This is a genomic window from Bacillus sp. FJAT-27251, from assembly GCF_001273925.1.
GTDB lineage: Bacteria > Bacillota > Bacilli > Bacillales > Cytobacillaceae > Mesobacillus_B.
Map to the genome: position 1 here is coordinate 4194197 of NZ_LIGG01000001.1, position 25534 is coordinate 4219730.

The 25534-nt window shown below is 46.3% G+C and carries 24 protein-coding genes and 1 pseudogene; 4 read left to right on the forward strand and 21 right to left on the reverse strand.

Annotated features, from left to right (window positions below; translation table 11 throughout):
* Positions 1-125 precede the first annotated feature (125 nt).
* The 8 genes from ADU22_RS19730 to ADU22_RS19760 form a co-directional block, all read right to left on the reverse strand.
* Complete coding sequence (locus ADU22_RS19730; RefSeq protein ID WP_053363694.1) at positions 126-1019, reverse strand: MBL fold metallo-hydrolase; 894 nt, start codon at positions 1017-1019, stop codon at positions 126-128.
* 294 nt (positions 1020-1313) lie between these two features.
* Positions 1314-1433 carry a putative holin-like toxin gene (locus ADU22_RS25570; protein WP_353611395.1) on the reverse strand — a complete coding sequence of 40 codons (120 nt, stop codon included), beginning with the start codon at positions 1431-1433 and terminating at the stop codon, positions 1314-1316.
* A 98-nt stretch (positions 1434-1531) separates the two neighbouring features.
* The gene (menC, locus tag ADU22_RS19735; protein ID WP_053363695.1) at positions 1532-2635 is read right to left on the reverse strand and encodes an o-succinylbenzoate synthase; all 1104 of its coding nucleotides are present in this window, start codon (positions 2633-2635) and stop codon (positions 1532-1534) included.
* Positions 2625-3449 (reverse strand): GNAT family N-acetyltransferase, encoded by an 825-nt coding sequence (locus ADU22_RS19740; RefSeq protein WP_231687917.1) that lies wholly within the window; start codon positions 3447-3449, stop codon positions 2625-2627. Before ADU22_RS19740 ends, menC begins: the two co-directional genes overlap by 11 nt.
* Positions 3446-4600 (reverse strand): amidohydrolase, encoded by a 1155-nt coding sequence (locus tag ADU22_RS19745; protein WP_053363697.1) that lies wholly within the window; start codon positions 4598-4600, stop codon positions 3446-3448. Before ADU22_RS19745 ends, ADU22_RS19740 begins: the two co-directional genes overlap by 4 nt.
* An 18-nt stretch (positions 4601-4618) precedes the next feature.
* On the reverse strand, positions 4619-5992 hold the full coding sequence (locus ADU22_RS19750; protein WP_053363698.1) for a YjiH family protein: 1374 nt from the start codon (positions 5990-5992) through the stop codon (positions 4619-4621).
* A 33-nt stretch (positions 5993-6025) separates the two neighbouring features.
* Complete coding sequence (locus ADU22_RS19755) at positions 6026-6880, reverse strand: MurR/RpiR family transcriptional regulator (RefSeq protein WP_053363699.1); 855 nt, start codon at positions 6878-6880, stop codon at positions 6026-6028.
* A 199-nt stretch (positions 6881-7079) separates the two neighbouring features.
* Positions 7080-7868 carry an alpha/beta fold hydrolase gene (locus ADU22_RS19760; RefSeq protein ID WP_082252943.1) on the reverse strand — a complete coding sequence of 263 codons (789 nt, stop codon included), beginning with the start codon at positions 7866-7868 and terminating at the stop codon, positions 7080-7082.
* A gap of 180 nt (positions 7869-8048) precedes the next feature.
* Here ADU22_RS19760 and ADU22_RS19765 point away from each other — a divergent pair, with 180 nt between their 5' ends.
* Positions 8049-9200 (forward strand): glycoside hydrolase family 18 protein, encoded by a 1152-nt coding sequence (locus ADU22_RS19765; protein ID WP_231687918.1) that lies wholly within the window; start codon positions 8049-8051, stop codon positions 9198-9200.
* A gap of 47 nt (positions 9201-9247) precedes the next feature.
* Here ADU22_RS19765 and ADU22_RS19770 read toward each other — a convergent pair whose 3' ends face one another.
* The 8 genes from ADU22_RS19770 to ADU22_RS19805 all read right to left on the reverse strand — a co-directional run bounded on the left by ADU22_RS19770 (position 9248) and on the right by ADU22_RS19805 (position 17735).
* Entirely contained in the window at positions 9248-9562 is a 315-nt protein-coding gene (locus ADU22_RS19770; RefSeq protein WP_053363701.1) for a hypothetical protein, read from the reverse strand.
* Positions 9563-9652: 90 nt separating this feature from the next.
* The gene (locus ADU22_RS19775; RefSeq protein ID WP_053363702.1) at positions 9653-10426 is read right to left on the reverse strand and encodes a class I SAM-dependent methyltransferase; all 774 of its coding nucleotides are present in this window, start codon (positions 10424-10426) and stop codon (positions 9653-9655) included.
* Between the two features lie 46 nt (positions 10427-10472).
* Entirely contained in the window at positions 10473-11066 is a 594-nt protein-coding gene (locus ADU22_RS19780; RefSeq protein ID WP_053363703.1) for a class I SAM-dependent methyltransferase, read from the reverse strand.
* A 166-nt stretch (positions 11067-11232) separates the two neighbouring features.
* Positions 11233-12102: a dimethylarginine dimethylaminohydrolase family protein gene (locus tag ADU22_RS19785; RefSeq protein ID WP_231687919.1), complete on the reverse strand. Its 870-nt coding sequence runs from the start codon at positions 12100-12102 to the stop codon at positions 11233-11235.
* Positions 12103-12455: 353 nt separating this feature from the next.
* Complete coding sequence (locus tag ADU22_RS19790; protein WP_053363704.1) at positions 12456-13232, reverse strand: 3-hydroxybutyrate dehydrogenase; 777 nt, start codon at positions 13230-13232, stop codon at positions 12456-12458.
* A 24-nt stretch (positions 13233-13256) separates the two neighbouring features.
* Positions 13257-14576 carry a GntP family permease gene (locus tag ADU22_RS19795; protein WP_053363705.1) on the reverse strand — a complete coding sequence of 440 codons (1320 nt, stop codon included), beginning with the start codon at positions 14574-14576 and terminating at the stop codon, positions 13257-13259.
* Between the two features lie 311 nt (positions 14577-14887).
* The gene (locus ADU22_RS19800) at positions 14888-16264 is read right to left on the reverse strand and encodes a sigma-54 interaction domain-containing protein (RefSeq protein WP_502688768.1); all 1377 of its coding nucleotides are present in this window, start codon (positions 16262-16264) and stop codon (positions 14888-14890) included.
* Positions 16265-16373: 109 nt separating this feature from the next.
* Positions 16374-17735: a cytochrome P450 gene (locus tag ADU22_RS19805; RefSeq protein WP_231687920.1), complete on the reverse strand. Its 1362-nt coding sequence runs from the start codon at positions 17733-17735 to the stop codon at positions 16374-16376.
* 254 nt (positions 17736-17989) lie between these two features.
* Here ADU22_RS19805 and ADU22_RS19810 point away from each other — a divergent pair, with 254 nt between their 5' ends.
* Both ADU22_RS19810 and ADU22_RS19815 read left to right on the forward strand, forming a co-directional pair.
* Positions 17990-18322, forward strand: coding sequence for a hypothetical protein (locus tag ADU22_RS19810; protein WP_053363707.1), 333 nt, complete (start codon positions 17990-17992; stop codon positions 18320-18322).
* Entirely contained in the window at positions 18315-19340 is a 1026-nt protein-coding gene (locus ADU22_RS19815; protein ID WP_053363708.1) for an alpha/beta fold hydrolase, read from the forward strand. Before ADU22_RS19810 ends, ADU22_RS19815 begins: the two co-directional genes overlap by 8 nt.
* 44 nt (positions 19341-19384) lie before the next feature.
* On the opposite strand, the gene ADU22_RS19820 is transcribed toward ADU22_RS19815, so the two are convergent.
* On the reverse strand, positions 19385-19657 hold the full coding sequence (locus tag ADU22_RS19820; RefSeq protein WP_053363709.1) for a DUF1292 domain-containing protein: 273 nt from the start codon (positions 19655-19657) through the stop codon (positions 19385-19387).
* Positions 19658-19796: 139 nt separating this feature from the next.
* Between ADU22_RS19820 and yxiS the strand changes: the two genes are divergently transcribed.
* Positions 19797-20096: a protein YxiS gene (gene yxiS / locus ADU22_RS19825; RefSeq protein ID WP_053363710.1), complete on the forward strand. Its 300-nt coding sequence runs from the start codon at positions 19797-19799 to the stop codon at positions 20094-20096.
* Positions 20097-20621: 525 nt separating this feature from the next.
* Here the strand turns inward: yxiS and ADU22_RS19830 are convergent.
* The 4 genes and pseudogenes from ADU22_RS19830 to ADU22_RS19845 form a co-directional block, all read right to left on the reverse strand.
* Positions 20622-22550: pseudogene (locus ADU22_RS19830) on the reverse strand (endonuclease MutS2).
* A 366-nt stretch (positions 22551-22916) separates the two neighbouring features.
* On the reverse strand, positions 22917-23825 hold the full coding sequence (locus ADU22_RS19835) for a CBASS cGAMP-activated phospholipase (protein WP_053364681.1): 909 nt from the start codon (positions 23823-23825) through the stop codon (positions 22917-22919).
* A 93-nt stretch (positions 23826-23918) separates the two neighbouring features.
* Complete coding sequence (locus ADU22_RS19840) at positions 23919-24179, reverse strand: hypothetical protein (protein WP_053363711.1); 261 nt, start codon at positions 24177-24179, stop codon at positions 23919-23921.
* 233 nt (positions 24180-24412) lie between these two features.
* Positions 24413-25516, reverse strand: coding sequence for a branched-chain amino acid aminotransferase (locus ADU22_RS19845; RefSeq protein ID WP_053363712.1), 1104 nt, complete (start codon positions 25514-25516; stop codon positions 24413-24415).
* Between the last annotated feature and the right edge of the window lie 18 nt (positions 25517-25534).

The window sequence follows — 25534 nt, forward strand, 5'->3', positions numbered from 1 at the left end:
ACCTTCTTACGACAAAGTTCAGCGCACTCACGACAGAACCACACTACCTCACTACAACCGCCCTTTCCCACAAACAAAAACCCCGCATCTCCACGACACGGGAGTTCCTGCACCTTATCATATTCTTATTTCGCTTTCAAAAGCACTCCACCCTCTTCCTGCACGCTTAATCCCAGCCTGTGCAAATGCTTCCGGATGCCGCTTCGTTCCCAGGTTTTCATTATCGGCCGCTGAAGGGCTTTCTTTGGATAAAAGATTCCCAGGCTGGTCAGCTCCTCAAAGCTTAGCCCCTGGCGAACATATTTCTCGACTAGTTCATCTCGTTTGTCAATCACCGCCAGATACTTTTCCATGGCGCCCACAAACTCCCGGCGGGTAAAAATCCCTTTTTGATGTCCCGTTATATAGGTATCGGCATCCAGTTCAAGCAGTCGCTTTGCCGAATTAATAAATTCATCGATATTGCCGTCGGTTCCGTTGTACCAGGGCCCAAACGATGTCATATCATAATCGCCGACAAAGATGGCGCCGAGATCCGGAAAGTATGGGCAGGAAAATCCGCTTGTGTGTCCAGGAGTATGCAAAAACACGACTTTGACTCCTCCGAATGAATATTCCTCTTCATATTCATATGTCTCCGTTATGGCTCCCAGGTTTTGCACCCATTCCTGCGGCAGCTGCTTCTTCCACAACTCTACCCCTTTTTGTCCCCACTCCTGATAAATGCCATTAGCCCTGGCAACCCCGTCAATGGTCAGCGAATGTTCAAATTCAATCGGATTGATCATTTTCACGGCAGCCGGAAAGAGATAGTTATGGGCGGTATGGTCCGGATGGTAATGGGTATTCACAATCCGGTTGATGCCAAGTTCCTGGTTGATGGCTAAAAGGGCTTTTGGATCAGCACCGGAATCAATTAGCACCTTATCCTGGCTGTCAATATACAGGCTGCGCGAAAAAGGGACTTTGCTGCTATTATTCGGTCCCTCCACAATCATGATAGGTCCTATCCGATCCATTTTGATCCCCTCTCTATACATCTGTTGAATGAATATTCATTCATTATAGCATAATTATCCAAATTTTCAACTAAACTGCCTCTTAAAACCTCCTGGTTTTATGTAAGCCGGCATAAGTCAATTGTCTTATCTCATGTTTTTAGGTATAATAAAAGGAGGAATTCCACATATATTAAAAAAGACCGCTGGTGCTCGCAACACCAAACGGTCATGCAATAGCATGTCCCTTCAAGGGGCATCAGCAAATTAATCAGGACGTAATCCACTCTAAATGCTGGCAGGCTCAAGGGTGGGTTACTTTTTTTGTGTTAAAGCGATAATCGTAACAACTAAACTGGCAAAAGCAATCATTAGCGTTAACGCTTGGTAGACGGTCACAGCACCACCCCCTTTCGCCGGGGATCGCTGACCCACCTCCTGAGTTCCCTATACTATTGCTGTTTTATTATAACATAAAAACCGAACATATGCTCGCAATAATGTAAAATACTAGAACGTTTCCTCCATAAAGACTAGTAAATCCGGGTAGCCACGGTGAGCTCTTCAATCCTGGCCAAGTCCGGCTCAAATCCAATGCCCGGCCCCTGCGGAACAGTGATATAGCCCTTTTTCATTTCCACTTCCGGCTTAATAATATCCTGCTTCCAGTAATGGGAAGATGGTGCCGTATCTCCCGGAAGCGTAAAACCTGACAGCGATGTAACCGCGATATTGTGCGCCCTTCCGATTCCCGCCTCCAGCATGCCTCCGCACCAGACAGGAATTCCGTGCTTCACGCATAGATCATTGATTTTCTTCGTCTCCGTCAATCCGCCAACCCGGCCAATTTTCAAATTGACAATTCGGCAGCTGCCCAGTTCAATCGCCTTCCGCGTATCCTCGGCTGAATGAATGCTTTCATCCAGGCAGATGGGCGTTTCCAGCTTGGCCTGAAGCTGAGCGTGATCGATAATGTCATCATGAGCGAGAGGCTGTTCAATCATCATAAGGCCAAACTCATCGAGCCTCCGTAAATGTTCCAAATCCCCAAGAGTATAGGCACAATTGGCATCAGCCATCAAAGGAATTTCCGAAAACTCCTTTCTGATCCCTTTTAAAATGGAAATATCCCAGCCAGGCTTAATCTTCACCTTGATCCGTTTATAGCCTTCCTGCAGATAGCCTTCAATTTGCCGAAGCATTTTCAGCTCGGATTCCTGGATGCCGACACTTACGCCAATTTCAATTTTTTCTTTCGTCCCGCCAAGTGCCTGGGCCAGCGGGATCCCCTGCTCCTTGGCATACAGGTCCCAGACAGCTCCTTCAAGGGCCGCCTTAGCATTAAAATTGCCGCGGACATACTTGAATCGCTCACCCAATTCATCCGGGTGCCCCACGGGATCCTTCATCAGCAGCGGAATCAGGAAATCATTCATGATATGCCAATTTGTTTGTACCGTTTCTTCATTATATATTGGCTCTACGATGGACACTGATTCTCCCCAGCCTGAAAGGCCGCTTTTGCCAAGCACTTCCACTAAAATAATGTCCTTGTCATATTCGGTCCCAATGCTGGTTGTAAAAGGATGCAATAGGTCCATCTTAATTTGCCGCAGAATGATTTTGTCAATTTCCATTAAGCTGCTCCCCTCTTTCCAATAGATACAAATACTGATTGGGAACAAGCGGATCTTTCACCAAGTCGCTTACAACCCAGCCTTTTCCCAAAAAATGCACAAAAACTTCCCGTGTCTTGTTACGCCAGGCTAATGCCAACGAAAAATCGGCCTTTTTGATTTCCTGAAAATTCCCTGGCACTGGGACGAGCAGCCTGTCATTATTTAACGTTAAATCGGTTTCTCCTGGAATTAACAGATTACGAGCCACAATCGTTTTAATCACAATCCGCAAGCCATCAATCACAACAGCCCGCCCCTCATTGGAACTACCCGTTACCCACTCTACCAAAAACCGGTCTGTCGGAAGGCCATCATTCAAACCATCTGCCATTTCTCCGTATACATTCTCTTGGTAGGCGGTACATTTAGCTCCCAGCTTATGTAAATTCAAATTCCCGTTCACCGTTTCCAGCGGGTCGTATGTCCATGTTATCAGCTTATAACCTTTAGCCGCAGCCAACTCTTTTTGCGCTTTTTTTAGTTTTTCGCCAATTCCATATCTTCTGTACTCCGGATGAATACCCAGGGAATGGGAACAGAGATACACCTTGCTTCCATCAAAGCCGGGAAAACTGTATTGAAAGCCAACCAGCTTTCCCTCAACATAGGCACCAAGAATAAAACCGCCGTTTTTGACGACGGCGACAGATTGATTGACCGGTACCGAATCTTCGAAGCTCCAGACAAGAGCTTCAAGACGCCGAACCTCCTCCAGTTCAGCCACTGTTTCGAGATTGCGAATTTCTATCGATGACAAGTCTAGGTGATTCACACTTCTCCCTTCCCTTCGGACCATTTTTTCTCATCTGCCAGCAGCAGCATTTTCGCGAGTATTTTTGCCCCATACACTAAGGCTTCCTTGTTGAAGCTCATATCGGGATGATGCAGACCGGGTGCCAGCCCGCAGCCCAGGCCGATCATTGTGGCGGCCAAATCAGGTTTCTTTACGGTATAAAAATGAAAATCCTCAGCCCCAGGCGTTTCGCAGGCTTCAACCGTATTTTCCCTGCCAAGAATCTCACCAATCGCCGTTTGGGCAAGCTGAATCGCCTCCTGATTTTGTACAGCAGCTGGCGAGTATTCCGAAATGCCTGACTCAATTGTCACTCCTGTCGCCATTTCCGTTTTACGAATCGCCTCGTTTGCTCGCTCAATCAGGCTCTCCATGGCCTCATTCTTTTCCGAGCGCAGGTCAAAGGTAAAGAGGGCGCTTGCCGGAATGGAATTGGAGGCTTCACCGCCGTGCAGTTCGGTGATTTTAATCGAATAGCGGCCCTTGTCCACGATTGAAATATTTTTCATTTCCTGTATCAAGAGCGCACCGGCCTCCAGGGGGTTGTTGCCCTCCTCCGGCCTTGCTGCATGGGCGGGCACTCCTTTTATCGTTCCTTTCAAGCTGGCAGTTGATCCATGCAGGATGACGGGAGCCGCTTTGCCGAAGGAGACCTCTGACTCGGGACGAAGGTGGATGCCCGCAAGGAACCTGACATTCTCCAAGGCACCATCCTCCATCATCTTCAGCGCTCCTTCCGCTTTTTCTTCTGCTGGCTGGAAAATAAACCGGACAGTGTGCCTGAACCTTTGCTTGTTTTTCGCCAATGCGAGCGCGGCCATCAGCACCATCGTACTATGGGCATCATGGCCGCAGGAGTGGTTAGGGCGAACCACTCCATCCACCTCCTGGACCAACGCATCCATATCCGCCCGGAGCGCAATAACTTCCGGGAGGTCCCCCCTCCATTCAGCAGTAAACCCATAATGGCCCTTATAGGTTTTCACCTTAAAACCAGCATCCTGAAGCTGTTCCTGCAGGTAGCGGGAGGTTTTTTCCTCCTCCCAGCTAGGCTCGGCCAGCTGGTGAAGTTCTTGATAGGTTTTTAGGATTGTGTCTTGCTGACTATCAATAAATTGAAAAAGTTCCATCCGCTTTCCCGCCATTCCTTAAAAAATAATATGAGCAATCAGCACGACAATCGGTAAGGTTATGATTGTGCGCAAGATGAAAATCAAAGCTAAATCCCTGAACTTGACTGGCAGGTTGGATCCCAGCAGCAGTCCGCCCATTTCGGACAGGTAGACCAGCTGGGTAACCGATACGCAGGCAATCACAAATCTGGTCATTTCACTTTCAATGCCGCTCCCCACAACAGCTGGCAGCAGCATGTCGGCAAAGCCGATCACCATGGTCTGAGCCGCTTCCGCTGCTTCCGGCACTCCCATTAAGGAGAGAATTGGCTCGAATGGTTTTCCGATGATTGTAAAGAAAGGAGTGTACTCGGCAATCACCAGGGCTACAGTTCCAATCGCCATGACAATTGGCAGGACGCCAAGCCACATATCAAGCACATTTTGGAAACCTTCCTTAAAAATATTTGACACACGCTCGTTCTTCCTCGCTTTGTTCACTGCTTGACCAAGGCCCCACTGGACGCTGGAGATGTTGGCAGGCATTTCTGTTTCTGCCTTTAACTCCGACTTTTCATAAGCTGTGTCCGCTTTTTTAGACAATGGCGGAATCCTTGGCATGATAACCGCAGCGGCAAGACCGGCGATGATAATGGTGAAATAGTAAGGGACAAAGTAGGCTTCAAGATTCAAGTATTGCAAAATCACAATCGTAAACGTGATGGAAACAACCGAGAAAGTAGTCGCAATCACGGCTGCTTCCCTTTTTGTATAATAGCCTTCCTCATATTGCTTTGCTGTCAAAAGGACACCAATCGTGCCGTCGCCGACCCAGGAAGCCAGGCAGTCAAGCGCAGCACGTCCTGGCAGCTTAAACACAGGCCTCATGAACTTCATTAGCAAAGCACCAGTAAATTCGAGCAAACCAAAGTTTAAAAGCAGCGGCAGCAAAATGCCGGCCAAAAAGAATGTAGTAAACAGGATTGGGATCAAATCATACAGCAGCAGTCCGCCAGTGTTTTCCGAATGCAGCATTTCAGGGCCGATTTTATACAATGCCGCGACACCAATTACCGTTCCCAGTACCCGAGCTCCCAGCCAGAACTTGCTGACATTGAACAATGTATTGAGTGCCTTGTTTTCAAGGACAAACCTTGGTTTTGCCAGCATGGTCACAATCGACCCGGCAACGGAAATTCCCATGACGGCGACCGTGATGGCAGGAATCCATTCACCTATCACGCCATGAATCTGATTGGAAAGGAAGGCCACCGGGATGGTGATGCCCTCTTCCGTTTTAATTGGAACAATGAAAAGCAGGATGCCGATCAGGGATGGAATCAAAAATTTGAGGAAATCCATCGAAGAGACCGGTGTATTTTTTTCTTGCACTTTTGATACACTTTGCATGATTGCACCTCTATCTTAGTAGTTTTATAGGTTCTATTCCAAAAATAACTCCTGGTCTGTGTAGAGCATTTCGAGTTTTTGCTGCCTTTTTCGGATTCTTTCATGGTCCCTGCTATGAATTCCAGCCATCAGGACTTCAAGCAAAGAAATGACAGATGCGATTGAATTATGGCTTGAATCCACCTTTTCCTCTGTGGTCAAGGTCACTTCTGCAAGCTGTCCGACCGGTGAAAGCTGCCGGTTCGTGATGGCCACCGTTGCGGCTCCTTGTTTTTTGGCTAAATGGGCGAGATTAAGAGTTTCCTTGCGGTACCGCGGAAAAGAAAACAACACCACGACCGAATCCTCTGTCAACTCGCAAACCTCCTCCGGCATATAGCCGTCGGTATTGGAAATGGATACATTCCCGCGTACTTGCCTTAATGAATAGAACAGCCAGTACGCAGCAGCGTACGAGCTGCCAAATCCAGCAATGTATACCCTGTCTGCGGTGATGATCCTGTCTGCTGACTTCCAAATCTCCTCTGCACTAACCTGCTGCAGCAATTGCTGCAATACCGCTCCTTCGTGTGCAACCACCTTTTCAAAAATACGGCCTTCGTGCCACTCTTCTTTCGCAGGACTTGCTTCGTCCAAAGCAGGACTCTTTTGGGCAAGCCAGTCTTTGCGGATTTTTTCCTGCATGGCTGAAAATCCGTCATAGCCTAATGCATAAGCAAGCCGGATGACGGTTGTCTCGCTCACTCCGGACTTTTTGCCAAGTTGATAGGCGGTGTCCAAGGCTCCTTCGTCCATATGGTCCTTTATAAACTCGGCCACCTTCTTTTGGCCCCGGGACAAGGAAGGAAAGCTTTCTTTTATAATCTGCACAAATGGATTCTCTTGCATGCAAACCCTCCTCACCGGCAATTTGTTGAAGGAAAAACTTCATGAATTAAATATAAAGGATGAAATCCTTCTTTACAAGCAAAAAATGAATAAATAAACACAAAGGTTTTTAATTATACTAAAATATAAATGACGTCAACACGAATACTTTCGGGAATAAAAAAAACAGGGACCACTCAAATAGTGGTCCCTGGTCCATTTAGCCCTCGAGAAACTTCTTCATCACCCTGACAAGCTCGCCCGGGTTTTCATACATGCCCATATGCCCTGCGTCTTGGATAATTTCTTGTATAATATTTTCCCTTGAGACGGAAAAGGTTTTTTCCCTCGGTATTATTTGGTCCTTCTCCCCTGCGACAAGGAGTACAGGCAGGGAGGTTTCTTCCAGGACGCTGTTGAGGTCGGGCCGGTCTTTCATTGCCAGCAAAGCGCCTGCAGCCCCTTCCCGGCTCGTTTTATAGCCGATTTCCTTTGCCCGTTGAATATCCTGGGCATTGCTCTCCAGATTGTCAGGTGAAAATAGCTTCGGAATCAGCCCATCAATCAGTGCCTGAATCCCCTCTTTCTTCACCTTTTCCACATTGGCAACCCTAGCCTTTTTGGCTTCATCCGAATCGGGGTGGGCAGTAGAATGGATGAGGGAGAATCCTTTTATCCCTTCCCCGTACTTCCTGGCAAACGCAAGCGTTATGTAGCCGCCAAGAGAGTGCCCGAACATGGTGAAGTTGTCCAGCTCCAGCTTTTGCAAGAAGCTCTTCATCTGATCGGCGATCGTCTCGATGGAATATCCTTCAGCAAGCTGTCCCGATTCTCCATGCCCGGGCAAATCAGGCGCAATCACCCGGTAATTTCCCGAAAGGTTGGGAATGACCTTTTCCCAATACTCGCTGCTGCCGCAAAAACCGTGAAGCAGTACAATTGCTTCGCCCCTGCCTTCATCAATATAGGATACCGTTCCAGCAGGCAGATTGACTTGTTTACGATTCAATGCCATCTCTCCTTTCAGTTCCTTTTGATTGTATTCCCTTTCCTGCTTAAACTTATAGCACTGTTATTATTTATTTTCCCGACTATTGTTAGGTCGCAATGGGACAGGTTGATATTTCCACCGCCATCACCCTCTCTTTTTTGGTACACTTTTTAGGATGCCAAAAAGGAGGAAACCTCTTTGTCCAACTGGAAATTTTTGATGTTAATTATTCTCCTTCTTACCTTTGGGAGCGGGTTCCTTGCTGGGATCCTGACCTCCGGAAAATATAGCGAAGAAATAACCAAACCTGTCAATCATATACCGACTTCAGGAAAAGAGCCTGCTGTAAAAGCAGCACTGGAATTACCGGAGCAAACACCAAAAGTCCTTGCCGGCTATGTCCAGGATTTTCGCAATCCGGCCGATATTGATGTCTCACAGCTAACACATGTCATTTTCTCATTTGCCCACCCGGCTAAGAACGGTGAATTGCTTATGAATGGCGACTTTGCATTGAAAAACCTTAGAACGCTGGTGGAGAAGGCAGCACAGCATGATACCAGGGTCATACTGGCGGTCGGCGGCTGGTTCCATATTCAGGGCGGAGAATCCTATGAGTATTTTAAAAGCGCCATTTCGAATGATGCTTCCAGAACGAGGCTGGTGAACGAGCTTTCCAGTTTGGCAGAACGCGAGAACCTGGATGGCATTGATATCGACTTTGAACACCCGCGCTCACAGGAAGACGCGAAAGCATTGACGCTTTTCACCAAGGAACTTGGTGAAAAACTGCATGCTAACCGGAAAGAGCTATCCATCGCCGTCCATGCCAAAATCCATAGTGAGACTGGGACCGAGCTTGGCGCTGTCATCTATGAACCTGCGATGTTCCAGTATGCGGACCATGTCAATATCATGGCATATGACGGCCAGTGGGATGGCGGTTACAATGCAAGCAATCTCTCTACCTACTCTTTCGCCAAAAATATCGTAAGCTACTGGGCTGGACTTTTTGACAGGCATGGACTGGCAAGGCAAAAGCTTGTGCTCGGAGTTCCTCTCTACGCGCAGCCAGAGGATCCCGCTGTCAAGCAGCTGTCCTATGCCGCCATCATTAAAGCCGATCCAGCAAATGCCAGCCGGGACCAGATGAAAAAGAATGGGACCACTTATCATTACAATGGTTATGAAACAATGAAAAAGAAAGCTGATTTGGCACTGGATAATGGATTTGGGGGAATGATGCTTTGGGAGGCCGGCCATGATGCCGGAGGCCAACACAGTTTAACGGCGGCCATTTCCGCGGCAATGGAAAACCCGCCAGCCAAATACTATAGTGTAAAAGAATGATAAAAACACGATTCCATTGCCGGGGAATCGTGTTTTTAACGTATAGATTAAGAATCTCTTTCCTCGAGCTTTTCCACCTTTACCAGACCATCCTTGCGGGATTCTTTCTCCAAATATACGACGATGCTGTCATGTACCTGCAGCCTTTCAGGCAGGTTCACATTCTCTTTTTTAATATAGATGCGCATGCCGTTCTCAGATTCACCAAAATATCCATTTTTATCCACTTCGGTGATGATGTATTCCTGGGTCAGATAATCCTTCTCGGCATTGGAGACGCTCTTTGCATTGGTAAAAGTAAAGTTTAGATAGATTAATACCCCTAGCAGCACGCTAAGCAAAGATAGAATCAACAACTTCATCAACACTAATCCCCCACATAATTTAAATCTTTCCCATTATATGTTCGATTGTTGGTTGTATGACACAGCGGAGTTCCAGTTTGTATGTTCTCAGCGCTTTATGCTTGTGAGCAGCATCGATTGGCCTTGGAATGAATGGACCTGCTTCCCATGCTGTTCAATAAGGAAATATTGCTTCAGCTCTTCCGCAGCCCCCATCATGAAGGCATTCAGCTGCTCCTTCTCCTCCTGGTGAAGATCCATCATGCCGCACCAGTTGTCGAATAAAAATTTCTTTTTGAATGCAGCCATATTTTCAACTGTGAATCCTTCTTCCTCAAGCATCGCAATCCATTCCGTTTTTTTATAGGCACGAACATGGCTGTGGTCGCGCGCCTTCTCTACGACATTGTAAAATTCGTCAAACTCCGGGATTTCCGGGGCCACATTGTCCACCAGGATGAAAAGTCCATTATCCTGGAGAACGCGGCAAACCTCCCGGACAAATTGCCTGACGTCAGGGAAATGATGGGCGGCAATCCGGCAGGTTACCGTCCCGAACGAACTGTCGGGAAATGGCAGGTTTTCCGCATCGCCCTGTACAAAAGCTACATTTTCATTGCCGTTGCTTTCAATAAACCCCTTTGCCTTTTCAAGCATTTCAGGAGTCAAATCCAGGGCAATCACCTGTTGGAAAAGAGGCGCAAGCGCATTCGCCACATGGCCGCCTCCTGTGGCAACATCCAAAACAGCACCGCCCCTGTTTCTTCCAGCAATAATCTGGACCAGCTGGTGCAAATCATCCCCTTTCGCATGGGAAGTGCTGGTCACATAATTGGCCGCATTCCTTCCAAATTGCTGAAGCACTTTTTCCTTATCCTTCATATTCTCCCCCCTGTATCGTGATCCACTATGAAGTCTCTTTCTTATTCTATTTATCATTTTTTAAATTCATGGCAACAAAAAGGCCTTTGAAGTCCTCTTTTTGCTCCACAATCTTAAAACCATGCTTTTTCATCAGGCCGACCGTATCCCGATCCAGACAGCAGCCATCGCAGATTTTTCGCCAGGCGGGCGTTAGCAACTCCTGCAATTTAGCGGGAACTGGCTGTCTCATTTTCACATGCTCAAACATCAGGACCTGGCCTCCTGGCTTGCAAACACGCTTCATTTCGGCGGCAGCCCTGTCGGAATCGGGAATTGTGCAATAGACCAGGGTGGCAACTATTGTGTCAAACATATTATCGGCAAATGGTAGTTTTTCTGCCCCGGCCTGAATCAAGTGAATGGGCACTTTGGCCTGCTCCCTTTTCCTTTGACTTTGGGAGAGCATAAATTCGCTAGGTTCGATGGCCGTTACTTGTACCACATTTTTATATAGAGGAAAATTCACACCAGTGCCCGACCCAATTTCAAGGACTGTTCCCGTTGCCTGTGATAGAAGGCTTTTACGTATTGTTTTAAAACGGCCCTGTTCCAAAGGCCCCATAAAGAAATCATACCATTGTGAAAATGTTTTACTCATTGTCTCTATTCATCTCCAATACGATAAGCCAAAATTAACACTCTTTCATCTGTTTCCATTATACCTTCCATTAACCTTGGGCTCATGAAGGAAGCACTGAATCCTGCAATAAAAAAACGGCCACCAGTGGTGACCGACTATTCCTGCCTTTAAGTTTTCCTGGCCATCAGCCCTCGCTTGTCCGCAAAATCGGCAGGGTGCAGCAGCGAAAGGAACCGCCGGACTTGATGATTTCTGTAATATCGACCTCAATGACCTCGAAGCCCCGGGCCCGAAGCTCCTTGTTGACTCCCTTGTTGACGGGAAGGCTCAGCACTTTCTTGTTGCCAATCGAAAGGACATTGGTGCCAAGGGTAAATTGCTCTTCCTCTGTTACCTCTATGATGTCTTTATACCTGGAACGGAAAAGCTGGATATCTTCCTCGGTCAGGGCGTCAGGGTAGATGATGGCTGTATCCGGCGAAACCACATTGAACACACAGTCCAAATGCAGGTATTCCGCTTTAAACTGGATGGCTTTCACCTCGAATTTTGAAAGCAGGGGAGTAATATGGTCAACAGCCTTTTGGTTGGTCCGTTCGCTGAGCCCGATAAAAATGGTGTCACGGTCAATGATCACGTCTCCGCCCTCGATATTGTCACCGATAATATTATAGTAGGAGAACCCTTCATCCTCGAGCCATTGTTTTAAGACGTCGTCCTCTCCCTGCCTCACTTTGCTTGCCATGTCAGCAACAAAAATTGTATTTCCCAGGGTAAACCCAACGTCGCGGGTAAATACTTGTTCAGGGTATTTCTTATGGTATGGCAGCAGGATGACTTCCACTCCATTCTGGCGCAGCGTGCTTACCATTGCCTCATGCTGTTCGAGCGCACGCTCAATATGTATTCCCTCATCCTTGAAATGCCTCTGCGTTTCATTGATTACATCGCGGATTGTCATGTACTGGGGCTGACATAATATCACACGCTTCAATACATCATATTCACTATAACAGCTCGTTTTATTTTCTTCATGCGTACTGATCGTCGTCACATTAAGACCTCCAAATAGAGAAACTTCGGATATAATATACCCTTAACAAATCTGTATTAATCCAGTTGGCTGACAACAACGGGCATTGGCGTAATTTTCGGCAGCTTGCCCTCTGTTTTTGTGCCAATAAAGCCTATTGGCGTAAATTTTTCGAGCTTAGCCCCCTCTTTTTGCTCCAACAAGGTCTATTGGCGCAAATTTTCTGAGCTTAGCCCCCTCTTTTTGCGTCAACAAACCCTATTAGCGCAAATCTTTAACCCTTCCCCTCTGTTTTTGCGCCAATCCATACGGATGATAATTACCTTTTAATAAGTAAAAAGCTGACCTTTTAATCAGGCCAGCTTTTTCACATATTATTGAGCTGTATAGCCGCCGTCAATGACGCACGCCTGGCCGGTAATGCCTTTGGCATGGTCTCCCGACAGGAATAAAACGTATTGCGCAACCTCATCGACACTTAGCAATCTTTTTTGAGGGACAAGGGGATAGATCACATCCTCCAGCACTCGCTCCAGAGGTACCTGCCTCGTCGCGGCCAGGTCGGCCAGCTGATTCCGGACCAGCGGTGTATCCACATAGCCTGGACAAACGGCATTGACGGTAATTCCGTGCTCTGCCCCCTCCAATGCGGCCACTTTTGTTAATCCGATTACACCATGTTTCGCACTGTTATAAGCAGCCTTACCTGCAAAGCCAACAAGGCCATTAATGGAAGCCATATTGATGATCCGGCCGGATTTTTGCTTTTTCATGATGGGAAACACTTGCTTAATTGCTGCAAATGGAGCTGTCAGCATGACTGAAAGCAAGAGTTCGAATTTTTCTTTCGGGAAATCCTCAAGCGGCGCAACATGCTGGAGTCCCGCATTATTGATCAGCACATCAATGCTTCCATATTCTTCATAAGCTTTTTCCAATGCTTGTTTCAGTTCGTCTTCATCGGTCACATTGCACTTTAATCCCAGTGCTGTGAAACCTTGTTCCCTGAGGGCAGCCGCGGCTTGTTCAGCCCCCGCTTCATCCATGTCGGTTATCACCACTTTGGCTCCATTCCCTGCGAATATTTTCCCGATCTCAAACCCGATTCCTCGTGCAGCTCCTGTTATGAATACTACCTTGTTTTGAACCACTTTTTTCTCATCCTTCCTGCGACATTAAATACCAAAACCAAATGAGAACAGAACAATCGCAATGGCCAGACCGATCAATGGTACAATGACCGTCAAAGCACCGACCGCACCGTAGGCATCCTGATGTGATTCACCGCAGATCGAGCGAATGGTAGTGACCACATAGCCATTGTGCGGCAAGGAATCAAGAGCACCGGAGGAAATGGCCACTGTCCTGTGAAGCGCTTCGGTGTTTACACCCATATCTATATAGTGCGGAGCCAGCAACGGCAGGGCGATCGCCTGGCCGCCGGAAGCCGAACCTGTCATCCCGGCGATGACACTAACCGCGATTGCACCGCCAATGAGCGGACTGCCAGGTATGTTCGTCATCGCATCCACGGCTGTCTGGAAAGCCGGAACAGCTTTGGCTACCCCGCCGAAACCGACAACCGCTGCCGTGTTTCCAATTGCCACAAGTGCTCCCATTGTGCCATCAGAAACAGCATCCCAAAATGATTTAAAGTACTTCCGGTTCAAGAGATAGGTGGCAATGACCCCTCCAAGGAGGGCAATGATCAAGGCCGATTGCATCAGGGAATCATGGAAAACAAAAGAAATGATCAGGACCACCAGCAATGGCACAAGTCCGGTCAGCGGATTTGGCAAAGCTTTATTTTCCACAACAGGATCATTGCCGCGGGCAACAAAAGTTTCTCCTTTGGCCACTGCCTTTTGAATCATGCGCTTCAGCCACCAGTAGCCGAACACGGCCATAAATACCGCCACAATGGCGCTGACCTCCCAGCCGGCATATGGAGAGGTCCCAAGGTATTCAATCGGAATCCAGTTCTGGATTTCCGGAGAGCCTGCCGAAGTCATCGTAAACGTGACCGAACCCAGTGCCAAAGCGGCCGGGATAAATCTCCGCGGTAAATTGGCCTGTTTGAACAAACTCAAAGCCATTGGATAAACCGAGAAGGCAACAACGAACAAAGATACACCGCCGTAGGTCAAAATCGCACAAGCCAGGACAACGGCCAGCACAGCTTGCTTCATCCCTAGTTTATCGACAACCCACTTGGATACGCTGTCGGCTGCACCGCTGTCCTCCATTACCTTTCCAAAGATTGAGCCGAGCAGGAACATTAAATACCATGAAGTCACAAACCCTGCGAAACCTCCCATATAGTTGGTGACCAGGTTGGCCTCTCCTTCGCCAGCCAGCTGCGGAAACAAAGGCAGCCCGCTCAATACTGCGACAAACAGGGCGCATAATGGACCTGCGACCAGCAGGTTCATGCCCTTCATCGTTAAATAAATAAGAAGAAATAATCCACCAATAAGACCAATCATGCTTAACATCTTTCTTTCCCCCTTTGCCTTGATTCGTTCATGTTTCTGATAAAATGCACCACCCCTGTAGTAACCGCTTTCATATCTCCTCCTTCTTTGCTTGGTTCACTATTTTATATGCAAGTACCGTGCCAACAATGTAATTCCTTTAAAAACGTTAGAAAACGTTCATCTTTTCCCTTCACTTGTCCAGAATTCTGGAATGATAGCTTGCTAGACTTCTTGAAAACCCTTTCAATTCAAGGGAATAATAAAAATTCCAGAAATCCGGAAGTTATTCCGGATTTCTGGAATTTATGATAGTCATATTTTCGGGCTTGCTACTCTTCCGTTTCCAGCCTGTACTTTTTAATTTTTTCGTACATGCTCGATTTACTGATGCCGAGTGCTTTTGCGGCTTCCAGCTTATCCTCGTGGAATTGTTCAAGGGTCCTTTCAATGATGCGCTTTTCCGTTTCTTCAAGAATTTCTTTTAATGTCAGCTGGCCAATCAGGATTTTGGGATCCCCCTTAAGGGATTCAGGCAACGAGGAAATCGTGATCCTTTCACCGTCCGTTAGATGGACAGCCGCTTCAATCACGTTTTCAAGCTCGCGCAGATTCCCCGGCCAGCTGTGCTGGTTAAAAACATTGCGCACTTCCTCATCGATCATCGTGATTCGCTTACCGGCACGCCTGGATATTTTCTCAAGGAAGAAGTCGGTCAGATGGGGGATATCTTCCGGCCGTTCCCTTAATGGCGGAATTTTAAAAGGTATGACATTGATTCGGTAAAAAAGATCTTCCCGGAACCTTTTTTCTTCTATCATCTTTTCGAGGGGCCGGTTGGTAGCCGCGATGACCCTGACATCTACGGGAATCGGCTTGACTGCCCCCACAGGCTCCACTTCTTTTTCCTGCAGGACACGAAGAAGCTTAACCTGCATATTAACAGGCATATCGCCAATTTCATCAAGGAAAATCGTACCGCCGTGCGCAAGAAGAAACTTACCTTTCTTTCCTCCTTTTTTCGCTCCGGTGAAAGCACCCTCTTCATAGCCGAATAGTTCCGACTCCAACAGGTGCTCCGGAATCGCACCGCAGTTCACCTTGATGAAAGGATGGTGGCTCCTTGGGCTCAAATGGTGGATGCTATGGGCAAAAAGCTCTTTGCCTGTCCCGCTTTCCCCCCGAATCAAAACAGATATATTGCCGGAAGCCACATTTTTCACTTTCTCTTTCAGCTGGAGGATTTGGGGAGATATCGATTTGATATCCTGGAGCGTATATTTGGCGCCATTGTTATCTTCCCAGTCCTGCAAATAGGTCTGCAGTTTCGGCATCAGGCTTTTTATATGGGAATTCATTTTGTTCCATTCCTTCGTATCCCGGAAAATAACCGTGCCCAAAGCGCCAATCAGTTTTCCATCGGAAAAAATCGGGATGCGGTTGGCAATCATGTAATTCCCTTTAATGTACTGCAGGTCGGCGATTTCTTCTTTCCCTGACTTTGCGACGATGTGCATCCTGGAATTTTCGATTACTTTGCTCACATGCTTCCCAAGCGCCTCTTCCTGTTCAATCTCGAGGAATTGACAATAATTCTTATTCATATAGACAATGTTGCCCTCTGTATTGACAACCACAATCCATTCATAGGCACTGTCAATAATTGTTTCCAATATGTCATTTTTATATTGGACATCCACATCATTCAGCACTCTTTTCCCTTCCTTCCGGCAGTTCCTATTAATATATTAGCATGCCAAAGCTTAAATTGAAGGGAATAAATGAAATATTATGAGGAATCAAATAATTTCGGCCTGCTCAAAGATCTTTATGTTCTTCTATTATCATGAGCAGGCCTTGTTTGGGCCTCAACGTGATTAGTGGCTGGGGCCTCACTGTATGATGGCGGGGAGCGAGACGAACTCTCCAGCGCCGGGCAATGCATGCCAAAACAAGGACGGCCTCCATCAAGGCAAAATGATTTCCGATGCATACCCTTGGCCCTCCCCCAAAAGGAAAAAAGGCATATGGCGGCAGGGTTTTCATGTAATTGTTTTCAAACCGCTCCGGCAGAAATGATTCTGGCTGCTCGAAATAGGCCGGGTCTCGATGCATGACATACTGGCTCATCATAACCATCTCGCCCTTTTTCACCAAGTAATCGCCAATAACAACATCTTCAATGGCATCACGGCCAATCACATAAGCAGGAGGATACAGGCGGAGAGATTCCCAGATAATGTTTTGCGTATAAGATAATTTCATGAAATCTTCAGGGTTTGGATTCCTGTTGCCTATCACCTGGTCAAGTTCCTGATGGAGCTTTTTTTCAGCCTCGGGATTTTGCGACAGCAGTAAGAGCGTCCAGGCAAGAGCGTTCGCAGTTGTTTCATGACCTGCCAGGAAGATGGTCATCAATTCATCGCGAAGCTGGGAGTCTGTCATCCCCTGTCCATCGCTTTCATCACGGGCAGCCATTAAAATGCCAAGAAGGTCCTGGTGTTCTGTACTGTCTTCCCTGCGGCCTTCAATTATGTTAAACAGTACTTCATCAAGGGTCTTGACCGCCTCTTTAAATTCCCTGTTCTTCTTTGTAGGCAGCCACAGCGGGAAAGGCACGGCCGACCTCATCCTTCTGACAGCAAGCTTCATGCACTTTTCAAGGGGTTCGCCTATCATTTCGTATCCTTCATTAAATTCCATGCCAAACATCGTTTTGCTGATGATGCCGAGAGTAATATTCATCATATCTTCACTAACCATTCTCTTTTGGCCATGCTCCCAGCCAGCCAAATAACTGATTGAAGTATCAATCATATCCTGTGCATAGCCGGCAATGTGGGACTTTTTGAAAGCAGGCTGGATGAGCCTTCTTTGCCTCATATGAATCTCTTTTTCACTGGTTAAAAGCCCCTCGCCGACCAAAGATTTTAACACTCGTAAATCCCTGGATTTTATGAAGGATTTTTGCTTGGTTACCAGAATCTCCTTGATTAATTCAGGGTCCGAAACCAGCTTCACCCGCTGAAACGGCCCAAGGCGAAACGCTGCCACCGGGCCATGCTCTTTTGATAGTTTCGACAAAAAAGCCAGAGGATCAGATTGAAATTCTGTCAAATGGCCGGTAAACATTTTTCCTGTTGGACCAGACGGTAACTTGTACATGTCGGATGTACCCATGTAAGAGTTGGATCCCTCCTATTAAAAATAATATTTAACTATCAGACGGAAGTTCCCCACATCATATTCACATTGGGAAAAACGGTATAGGCATTGGGTGCTGTGCTTACGCCTGTTTTTAATAGTGCTTTTATAATCTGTAAATTGGGCAKGGTGCAGCTGCATCATTTTTAAACACCAATATGGTTCGCATGGATATACTATATTGAGCTTGTATCAGGACAAGACACCTAACCATGAAAGGACGGATGAAGATGACCTATAAGGTGTCCATTAATCTTTCAAAAGCAATGAAACATCTGGGATTCCAGCTGGAAAAAGGCATAAATGAAGCAATTCAAAGGAAACTCGACAACGAAAAAATGATTAAACTCGCCAAACTTGGGCTTGCCCGACATACAGATACATTAAAAGCACTCCGCGAGCAACAAAAGCTGGCTGCCCACCAACTAAATATCCCAACCAGGGATGATCTTGCAAACATGGCAAAGCTGGGAATTCAAATTGAAGAAAAACTCGATGAAATGGATGAAAAGCTCTCAGTACTGCTTAAGCAGCTTGAGGCACAGGGGATAACCCGTGAGTAATCAATCAAAAGGGGACTTGGCAGACAAACAACATTCCCTTACGGAAGATTTCTCAAGTGGAGCAACTCCAAGACAAGCGGTTTGGAAGAAAAACAAAGCGGTTCTATGGCACTATCCCGCTCCCTGCCGGAAATACAAAACTCCGCTGTTCCTCGTGTACTCGCTTATCAACCAGCCGTTTATCCTGGATTTGTATCCAGGCTCAAGCATGATTGAGGCTTTTTCCAAAGAAGGATATGAAGTGTACTTATTGGACTTTGGCATCCTCGGCTATGAAGACAAAGACCTCACGCTGGATGATTATATTTTGGGGTATATTCAAAAAGGGGTAAGAAGGGCGCTTGCACATTCCCGTTCTGAAGGAATCACTGTGGTTGGCTACTGCCTTGGCGGCACCCTGGCAGCCATTTATGCTGCGCTCGCAAAAGAACCCTTACGGAATTTAATCCTTTTCTCACCTCCACTTGATTTTGAGAACAGCCCTGTCTTTCACCAATGGCATAAAGCGGTTAAATCTGGTGCACTAAATATCGATGAGCTCGCCGACTTATACGGCACCATCCCGCCGAACGTAATGGAAACCACGTTTCGAATCATTACCTCGCCCATCTCCTATACCCCGTATCTATCTCTCATCGGCAGGACAGGGGATCAGCGTTTTTTGGAAAAATGGTATCGTGTAAATCAATGGATAAAAGGTCATGTCCCTTTCTCCGGTGCAGCGTTAAAACAGGTAACCAACAACCTCCTAAAAGAGAATCAGCTTATCAACAATCAAATGGTGATTAAAGATGAGAAAGTCATTCTTGGAAACATCAAGGCAAGCCTGCTGGTAGTATCAGCTAGCGAAGACGAGCTCGTTCCCGAGGATATGATTGTGCCAGTATTGAAGAAAGTATCCTCGGAGGATCTGACGTATAAAGCTATAAAAGCCGGCCATATCACACTGGCGATTAGAGGCAAGCTCCCGGAATTTCTGCAGCAATGGCTTCATGAGAGATCGGATTTTATCCATTAGCATGAAAAAAAGAGAGCGGATATCCGCTCTCTTTAGTTTGCATCTTAACCCTGATTACCGCCCATTCTTTCATCAAACGCCGAGGAAACCTTGTCAAATTCCTCGTCGCTTTCGATTGCCGAGAAGTCCCCATCCTCGTCCAATTTCATAAAGAATAGATCTATGTCCTCCTGGGTTTCCTCCCTAAGGTCCTCAACAAAGCTGACAGCTATATACTCTGTGTCATCCAGCGTCAATGCAGCCATTACTTCTACTTCCTGTTCCTCATTGTTTGCATCGGTAATGGTGAACACTTCGCCAACTTCCACTTTTTCCATTTCACCTGCTCCTCCCTGTTTATATGTCTTCCACTTACTCATTATCTTCCCTTGCAGCTAAAAATAAACCCTTTGTTTTCTTTTTCATTCTCCGCCTTCAACAGGTATAATCATGGTATCAGCTTAAAGGAGAATAAATATGAACCAAAAGGACCTGCAAGATCAAATCATTCAGAACTATCAGGGCGAGGAGAAAATGATGATCCTCGTTTTTGCTCAATGGTGCGTCAATCATGACCTTGACCCCGAAGAACTTTACCTGCGCGCCTACCCCCAGCAGGCATCCAACCAGGCTTTGAGGGAAGCGATTGACCTGACCGTGCCTAAAGAGGAAGCTGGAGAAGTCCCGGACGATACGCTGCTTGGTGTCCTATCACTGTTTGGCAATGATGACCTCGCTTTTGTGGTGACAGAAGAAATCAGGAAGCGAAAAAGATAGGATGGATGTAAAAGAGATATACCTTTATCCGGATTCGGCTCTCTTTAAAAGTGCAAAACAGTAAAGTGCCATTGAAATAGGGTGAGAAATCGCAAGGATTTTCTCACCCTTTTTAATTGTTATATCAAATTAAACCCGGATATTTCCTATCTTATAATGGATTGCTAAAAATAGCTGTAAATTACCGTCTGATTCCCTGTGATTGAAATAAACGGAAAAATTTCGTTTAAATTAGGAAATGTTTATATTTCCTTTAAAATAAAGGAAGTATTTCCGTTAATATGATTCGAATCCATGGCTTTTTACCTTATTTAGAGGTATTAATCGGAGTATCTCCGCCTATATCTGCTATTTAAGCCTCGAAATTTATATTAGCCGGAAATTCTCCGTTTATGAATTCCCATACCTTTCCTTTGGCAATCCCTTTAAGAATTACCACACATTTACGTAAGTTATTTAACTTGTTATTCCATTTTTTGAACCGCAAAAAGGGACCAGTCTCCAATCAAGAATGTCTCTTTTTTGCTATTCCTCGTGCTCAATGACGATTCCTTCCACATGCTTTCGCGAAATCAGTTTTTTGTTTTTCCTGTTCTCCACTGATTCGAAAATGATATCAAAATCATAATCGTCTGGATACAATTCCTTCGCTGCAATATTTAATGTGATCCGTTTATGGTTATAAACCTCTTTTTTACCTTTGACCTGAACAATATAATTCCCCTGTTCATCCGGACCCTTATAAACAATCCCAAAGACGTTTGCCGGTGATAGGACAACATTGTCCCCCTGATGGAAAACAGGGACCTGGGTTTTGGGCTGGGCGGGTTTCTTCGTCCTTTGCTGATGTTTATTCACAATGATCTATTTTTCACGTTCCCGTTTTGCGGCAGGCTCGATCTCTTCGTCCAGATAGGTCTTAGCCTGTTTGTAGGTGATTTCGTGTGCCCGTTCGATCAGCTTCGGATGGATGCCAAGCTTCAAAGCGATGGCGAAGGCCTGGCTTTCCCCGCCCTTGCCGATGATCAGTTTATAGGTCGGCCTCAATGTTTCCAGATTGAATTCCATTGAACCATTTATAAAACCCTCATGCTGGTGTGCAAATTCCTTCATTTCACTGTAATGGGTTGTCGCCATTAGGGTGGCTCCTTTTGCGGAAAGCTGCTCAAGAATTGCCGTTGCCAGGCCCATTCCCTCGCCCGGGTCTGTTCCTGAACCAAGTTCATCCAAAAGCACCAGACTGCGGTCATTGGTTTCTTTTAAAATTTCAATGATATTGACAATACGCGAACTAAACGTACTTAGATTTTCCATAATGCTTTGGCCATCGCCTATATCAACAAGGATATTCTGGAACACACTGATACAGCTGCCCTCCGCCACAGGGAGATGCAAGCCAGCCTGGGCCATCAAAGTAAGCAGCCCCACGGTTTTAAGGGTTACTGTTTTGCCGCCGGTGTTCGGGCCGGTAATAACGAGGGCATTTTCAGGGTTCCCTAGTTCGACCGTGAGCGGAACAGCCTGGCTTCCAAGCAATGGATGCCGCGCTTCCACCAAATGGATGTAGTGTGATTCATTCAGCGCCGGTTTCCTGCCATCTATCGCCCGGCTGTATTTGGCTTTGGCAAACAGCACATCATAATGAACCATCGTTTCCACTGCGAGGCGGATTTCGCGCTCTTTTTCTTCAACCAGGCCTGTTAAATAAAACAGGACCTTATCTGCTTCTGCTTCTTCTTCCGCCCTTAGCCAGGAAAGCTGCTCTGAAAAGACTGCAATCTCTTCTGGTTCAATAAATAGGGTGGAACCGGATGCAGAGGTATCCAGAACAGAACCTTTCACTTTGTGGCGATATTCCTTTTTCACCGGAATCACATACCGGCCATCCCGCTGGCTGACCACGTGTTCCTGCAAATAAGCTTTATGTTTGCTCGAGCGCACCAATTGCATAACCTTCTCCTTAAGGCGGTCCTCCTGAATGGAAATCTGCTTTCTCACCTTCAGGAGTTCCTTGCTTGCATAGTCATCAACATCGCCATTGCGTATGCAGCGAATGATTTCCCTTTCAAGGTCCGGAAGCTGTTCGATCGAGTACACATAGCTGCTTACTCTTGGCGCGAACCACTCTTTATCTTTCATGAACCGGTGCATTTTGCCGCAGCAATCCAGGAAATCAGCCAGTTTGGAAAGCTGTTCGGGGCGGAGTGCCTCCCCTTTATTCAGGTTCCTCAATAATAGCTCCATCCCCTCCAGCCCATGGACAGGGACACTTGAGGATTTTTTCGTGATTTCCACAGCCTCGGTAAGCTCTTCCTGCCATGACTCTATTTGTTTGAGATTAGTTGATGGCATCAGCCCCAGTACTTTTTCCCTGCCGGCTTGTGTCAAAGCATAGCTTGCTGCTGATTCCTTTATTTTTTCAAATTCAAGTACTTTAAAAGTATGATTGTTCAATTTTCATCCTCCTGAAAAATAAAAATAGCCGCGTTGAACAATGTCAACGCGGCCAGAAAATTTAGCAAGCTGAAATTAGCCTGCCCCACTATATTTAACCAAAATAAAAAGCTGGTGCACATGGGTACACAGCTACGCTCGGTTAAGGATAGTATGCATGTTTGGACCATTGTTCTTAACTTTCATCCCATGCTTAAATAAGACTATGTCCATATCGAAAAATGGACAAAATCCGCTGGAATGACATTATCCAATTAGCTGGATTAGTTAAGAACGACACCTAACATAAAACATACTCCTTCACACACTTGAATTTAGTTACCTTTAAATATTATCATAAAATACCCGCTGTATGCAATAACATCCCTAAATTTGTAAAAACGCAGCTATGTCGCTTTTTTGTTCAGCAAACGTTTCCTTACCAAGCTGGATGAGTGTTTCTGTATAAGCTATTTCATCAAATGGCATTTCCTGGCCCAGTTCCCTGTTAATCCGGAAATACTGCTTTCCCAGAAGCAGAGAGCAATGATATGAAACGGATTCCGATGAAATATCCAGAGCCAGGTCCAGCAATTTGGGTTCCACTTTTAAAGATGGCCATCGAATAGGAAGCCAGCGCCCTATCCCCCAATTCTTTTCTGCTGGATAGGAAAAATCCACTTTCTGCAGTCCAGTCCCTAATGATAAAATCGAAATCGACTCCAGGTTTTCCCTGAAATAATGGATTCCCTCTGATAAACAGACAAGGGAAGGATTATTCGCCCACAGACCGCCATCAATCGATAGGTACTTGTTCTCCACATTGTTTGGCGGAAAGTAAACAGGAGCCGAACAGGACGACAATACAGCATCCCAAAGCTTTAGGGGAATATCCTCGCCGTCTCCCGGGACATTGGACCGGTGGACAAACGGCCGTCCATGTGTGAGGTCCACAGCAGGAATCAATAGAGGCTTTGGAACGTCCGCAAGATTCAAGTCGCCAAATGCCTTCTTCAATAATTTCCTTAAATATCGGTCACTGTACATACTTCCCCAAAGCCCGATTGTTGACTGACGGTTAAAAATCCTTTTCCCGTATTCCCTGTACATTTCAAGAATTGTGCCCATATCTTTTTGAATGGCTGCAGCTGCGGCAATGATCGACCCGGTACTGGTCCCAGCCAGAAGATCAAAATGACGGGATACCGGTCCATTGAATTCTTTTTCAATGCTTTCGAGGATGGCCAGCGCATAAACGCCACGAATGCCCCCGCCGTCCAAACATAAAATTTTCATAGCGTCACCATGCCTTTTTACTAGCATTCCCCCTGGAGCCTTGATTATGTTTCCAAAGCTGGAAGGTGCCGGCAAAAAGCTTGATTCCATCTATCAGTTCTCAAATTCAATGACCTTTTCCAGTTTTTCAACCAAAACGACGCATTTATTTCCGCCAATCTCATAGATGAACATTTTTTGGCCATTCTCTTGCAGGAACTTTTTAAATTGGATGTCTCCGCTCATATTGTTAGCCTTTATGATATCAGAGATCATTTTCCAGATTTGATTGATGCTTGGCTCGTATTGTGAAGCTATCTTGATGGGTTCAGGCAGCCCCTTCACCTTAAAGGTAACGATTGTGACTGTTTCCAATGCATTCATCTCCTAAGAAAACCAGGTGTATATTGCAGCCTGGCCGGCTTGCACCATTTTGAATGGTAAAGCCCGATTGAAGTTTTGTTCAATCTTCGACTATTAGTAAAGCAATTCGACGCGAAACAGCTTTTTCCTGCCAAAAAGATGCTTCAGCATTTGAATTCATGAAAAAAGCACAGGAAATGCATCCCTGTGCTTTTTATATACCCTTCCGCCTTGATGGGCCAACCTTAAATGTTCTTTACCAAATGCGGGTTTTCTTTTTTCACTTTAACGGTCCATCCAAATGGGTCTTCTACAGTACCGAGCTGGATTCCTGTAAGGGTGTCATACAATTTCTTTGAAAGTTCCCCAGTATTTCCCCCATTGATTAGCAGTTTCTCATCCTTCCAGAACAATTCGCCAATTGGAGAGATAACAGCTGCCGTACCTGTACCAAATGCTTCCTCCAGCAGCCCTTGCTTATGAGCTTCGTAGATTTCATCTATTGAAATCCTTTTCTCCGAAACCGTGATTCCCCAATGTTTCAGCAAGTGGATGATGGAATCTCTTGTTACGCCTTGAAGGATGCTGCCGTTCAGGGCAGGAGTCACCACTTCCCCATTGATTTTAAAGAAGATATTCATGCTGCCTACTTCCTCGATGTAGCGGTGCTCCCTACCGTCAAGCCAAAGCACTTGGGAATAGCCGTCAGCTTCTGCCAGTTCCTGTGCTTTCAGGCTGCCGGCATAGTTCCCGGCTGTTTTCGCATCMCCTGTTCCGCCGATAGCCGCGCGGACGTATTCGCTCTCCACCGCTATTTTAACCGGGTTGATGCCTTCCTTGTAATACGCTCCTACCGGAGAAAGGATAATCATAAACTGATAGCGTTTTGACGCGGCAACCCCCAGGTAAGGTTCCGTAGCAATGATGAACGGACGGATATAAAGGGAAGTTCCCTCTACATTCGGAACCCAGTCACGGTCTACCTGGATCAGCTGTTGTAGCGCACTCAGCGCCAGCTCCTCATCAATTTCCGGGATGCAGAGACGGGCGTTGGAACGATTCAGGCGCTCCATATTTTTTTGCGGCCTGAACAACAGCACCTCCCCTTCTTTCGTCAGGTATGCTTTCAATCCTTCAAATACGGTCTGTCCATAATGGAACACCATTGACGCCGGGTCAAGTGTGAGCGGCTGATAAGGGACAATCCGGGGATCATGCCATCCCTGGCCCTTTGTATAATCCATGATAAACATGTGATCGGTGAAGTTTTTGCCAAACTCAAGGCTGTCGAAAGCGGGCTTTTGCTTTTTTTCTGCTGTAAGGTTGATTTCGATTTGATGTTCTGTCATATCACATTCCCCTGTTCC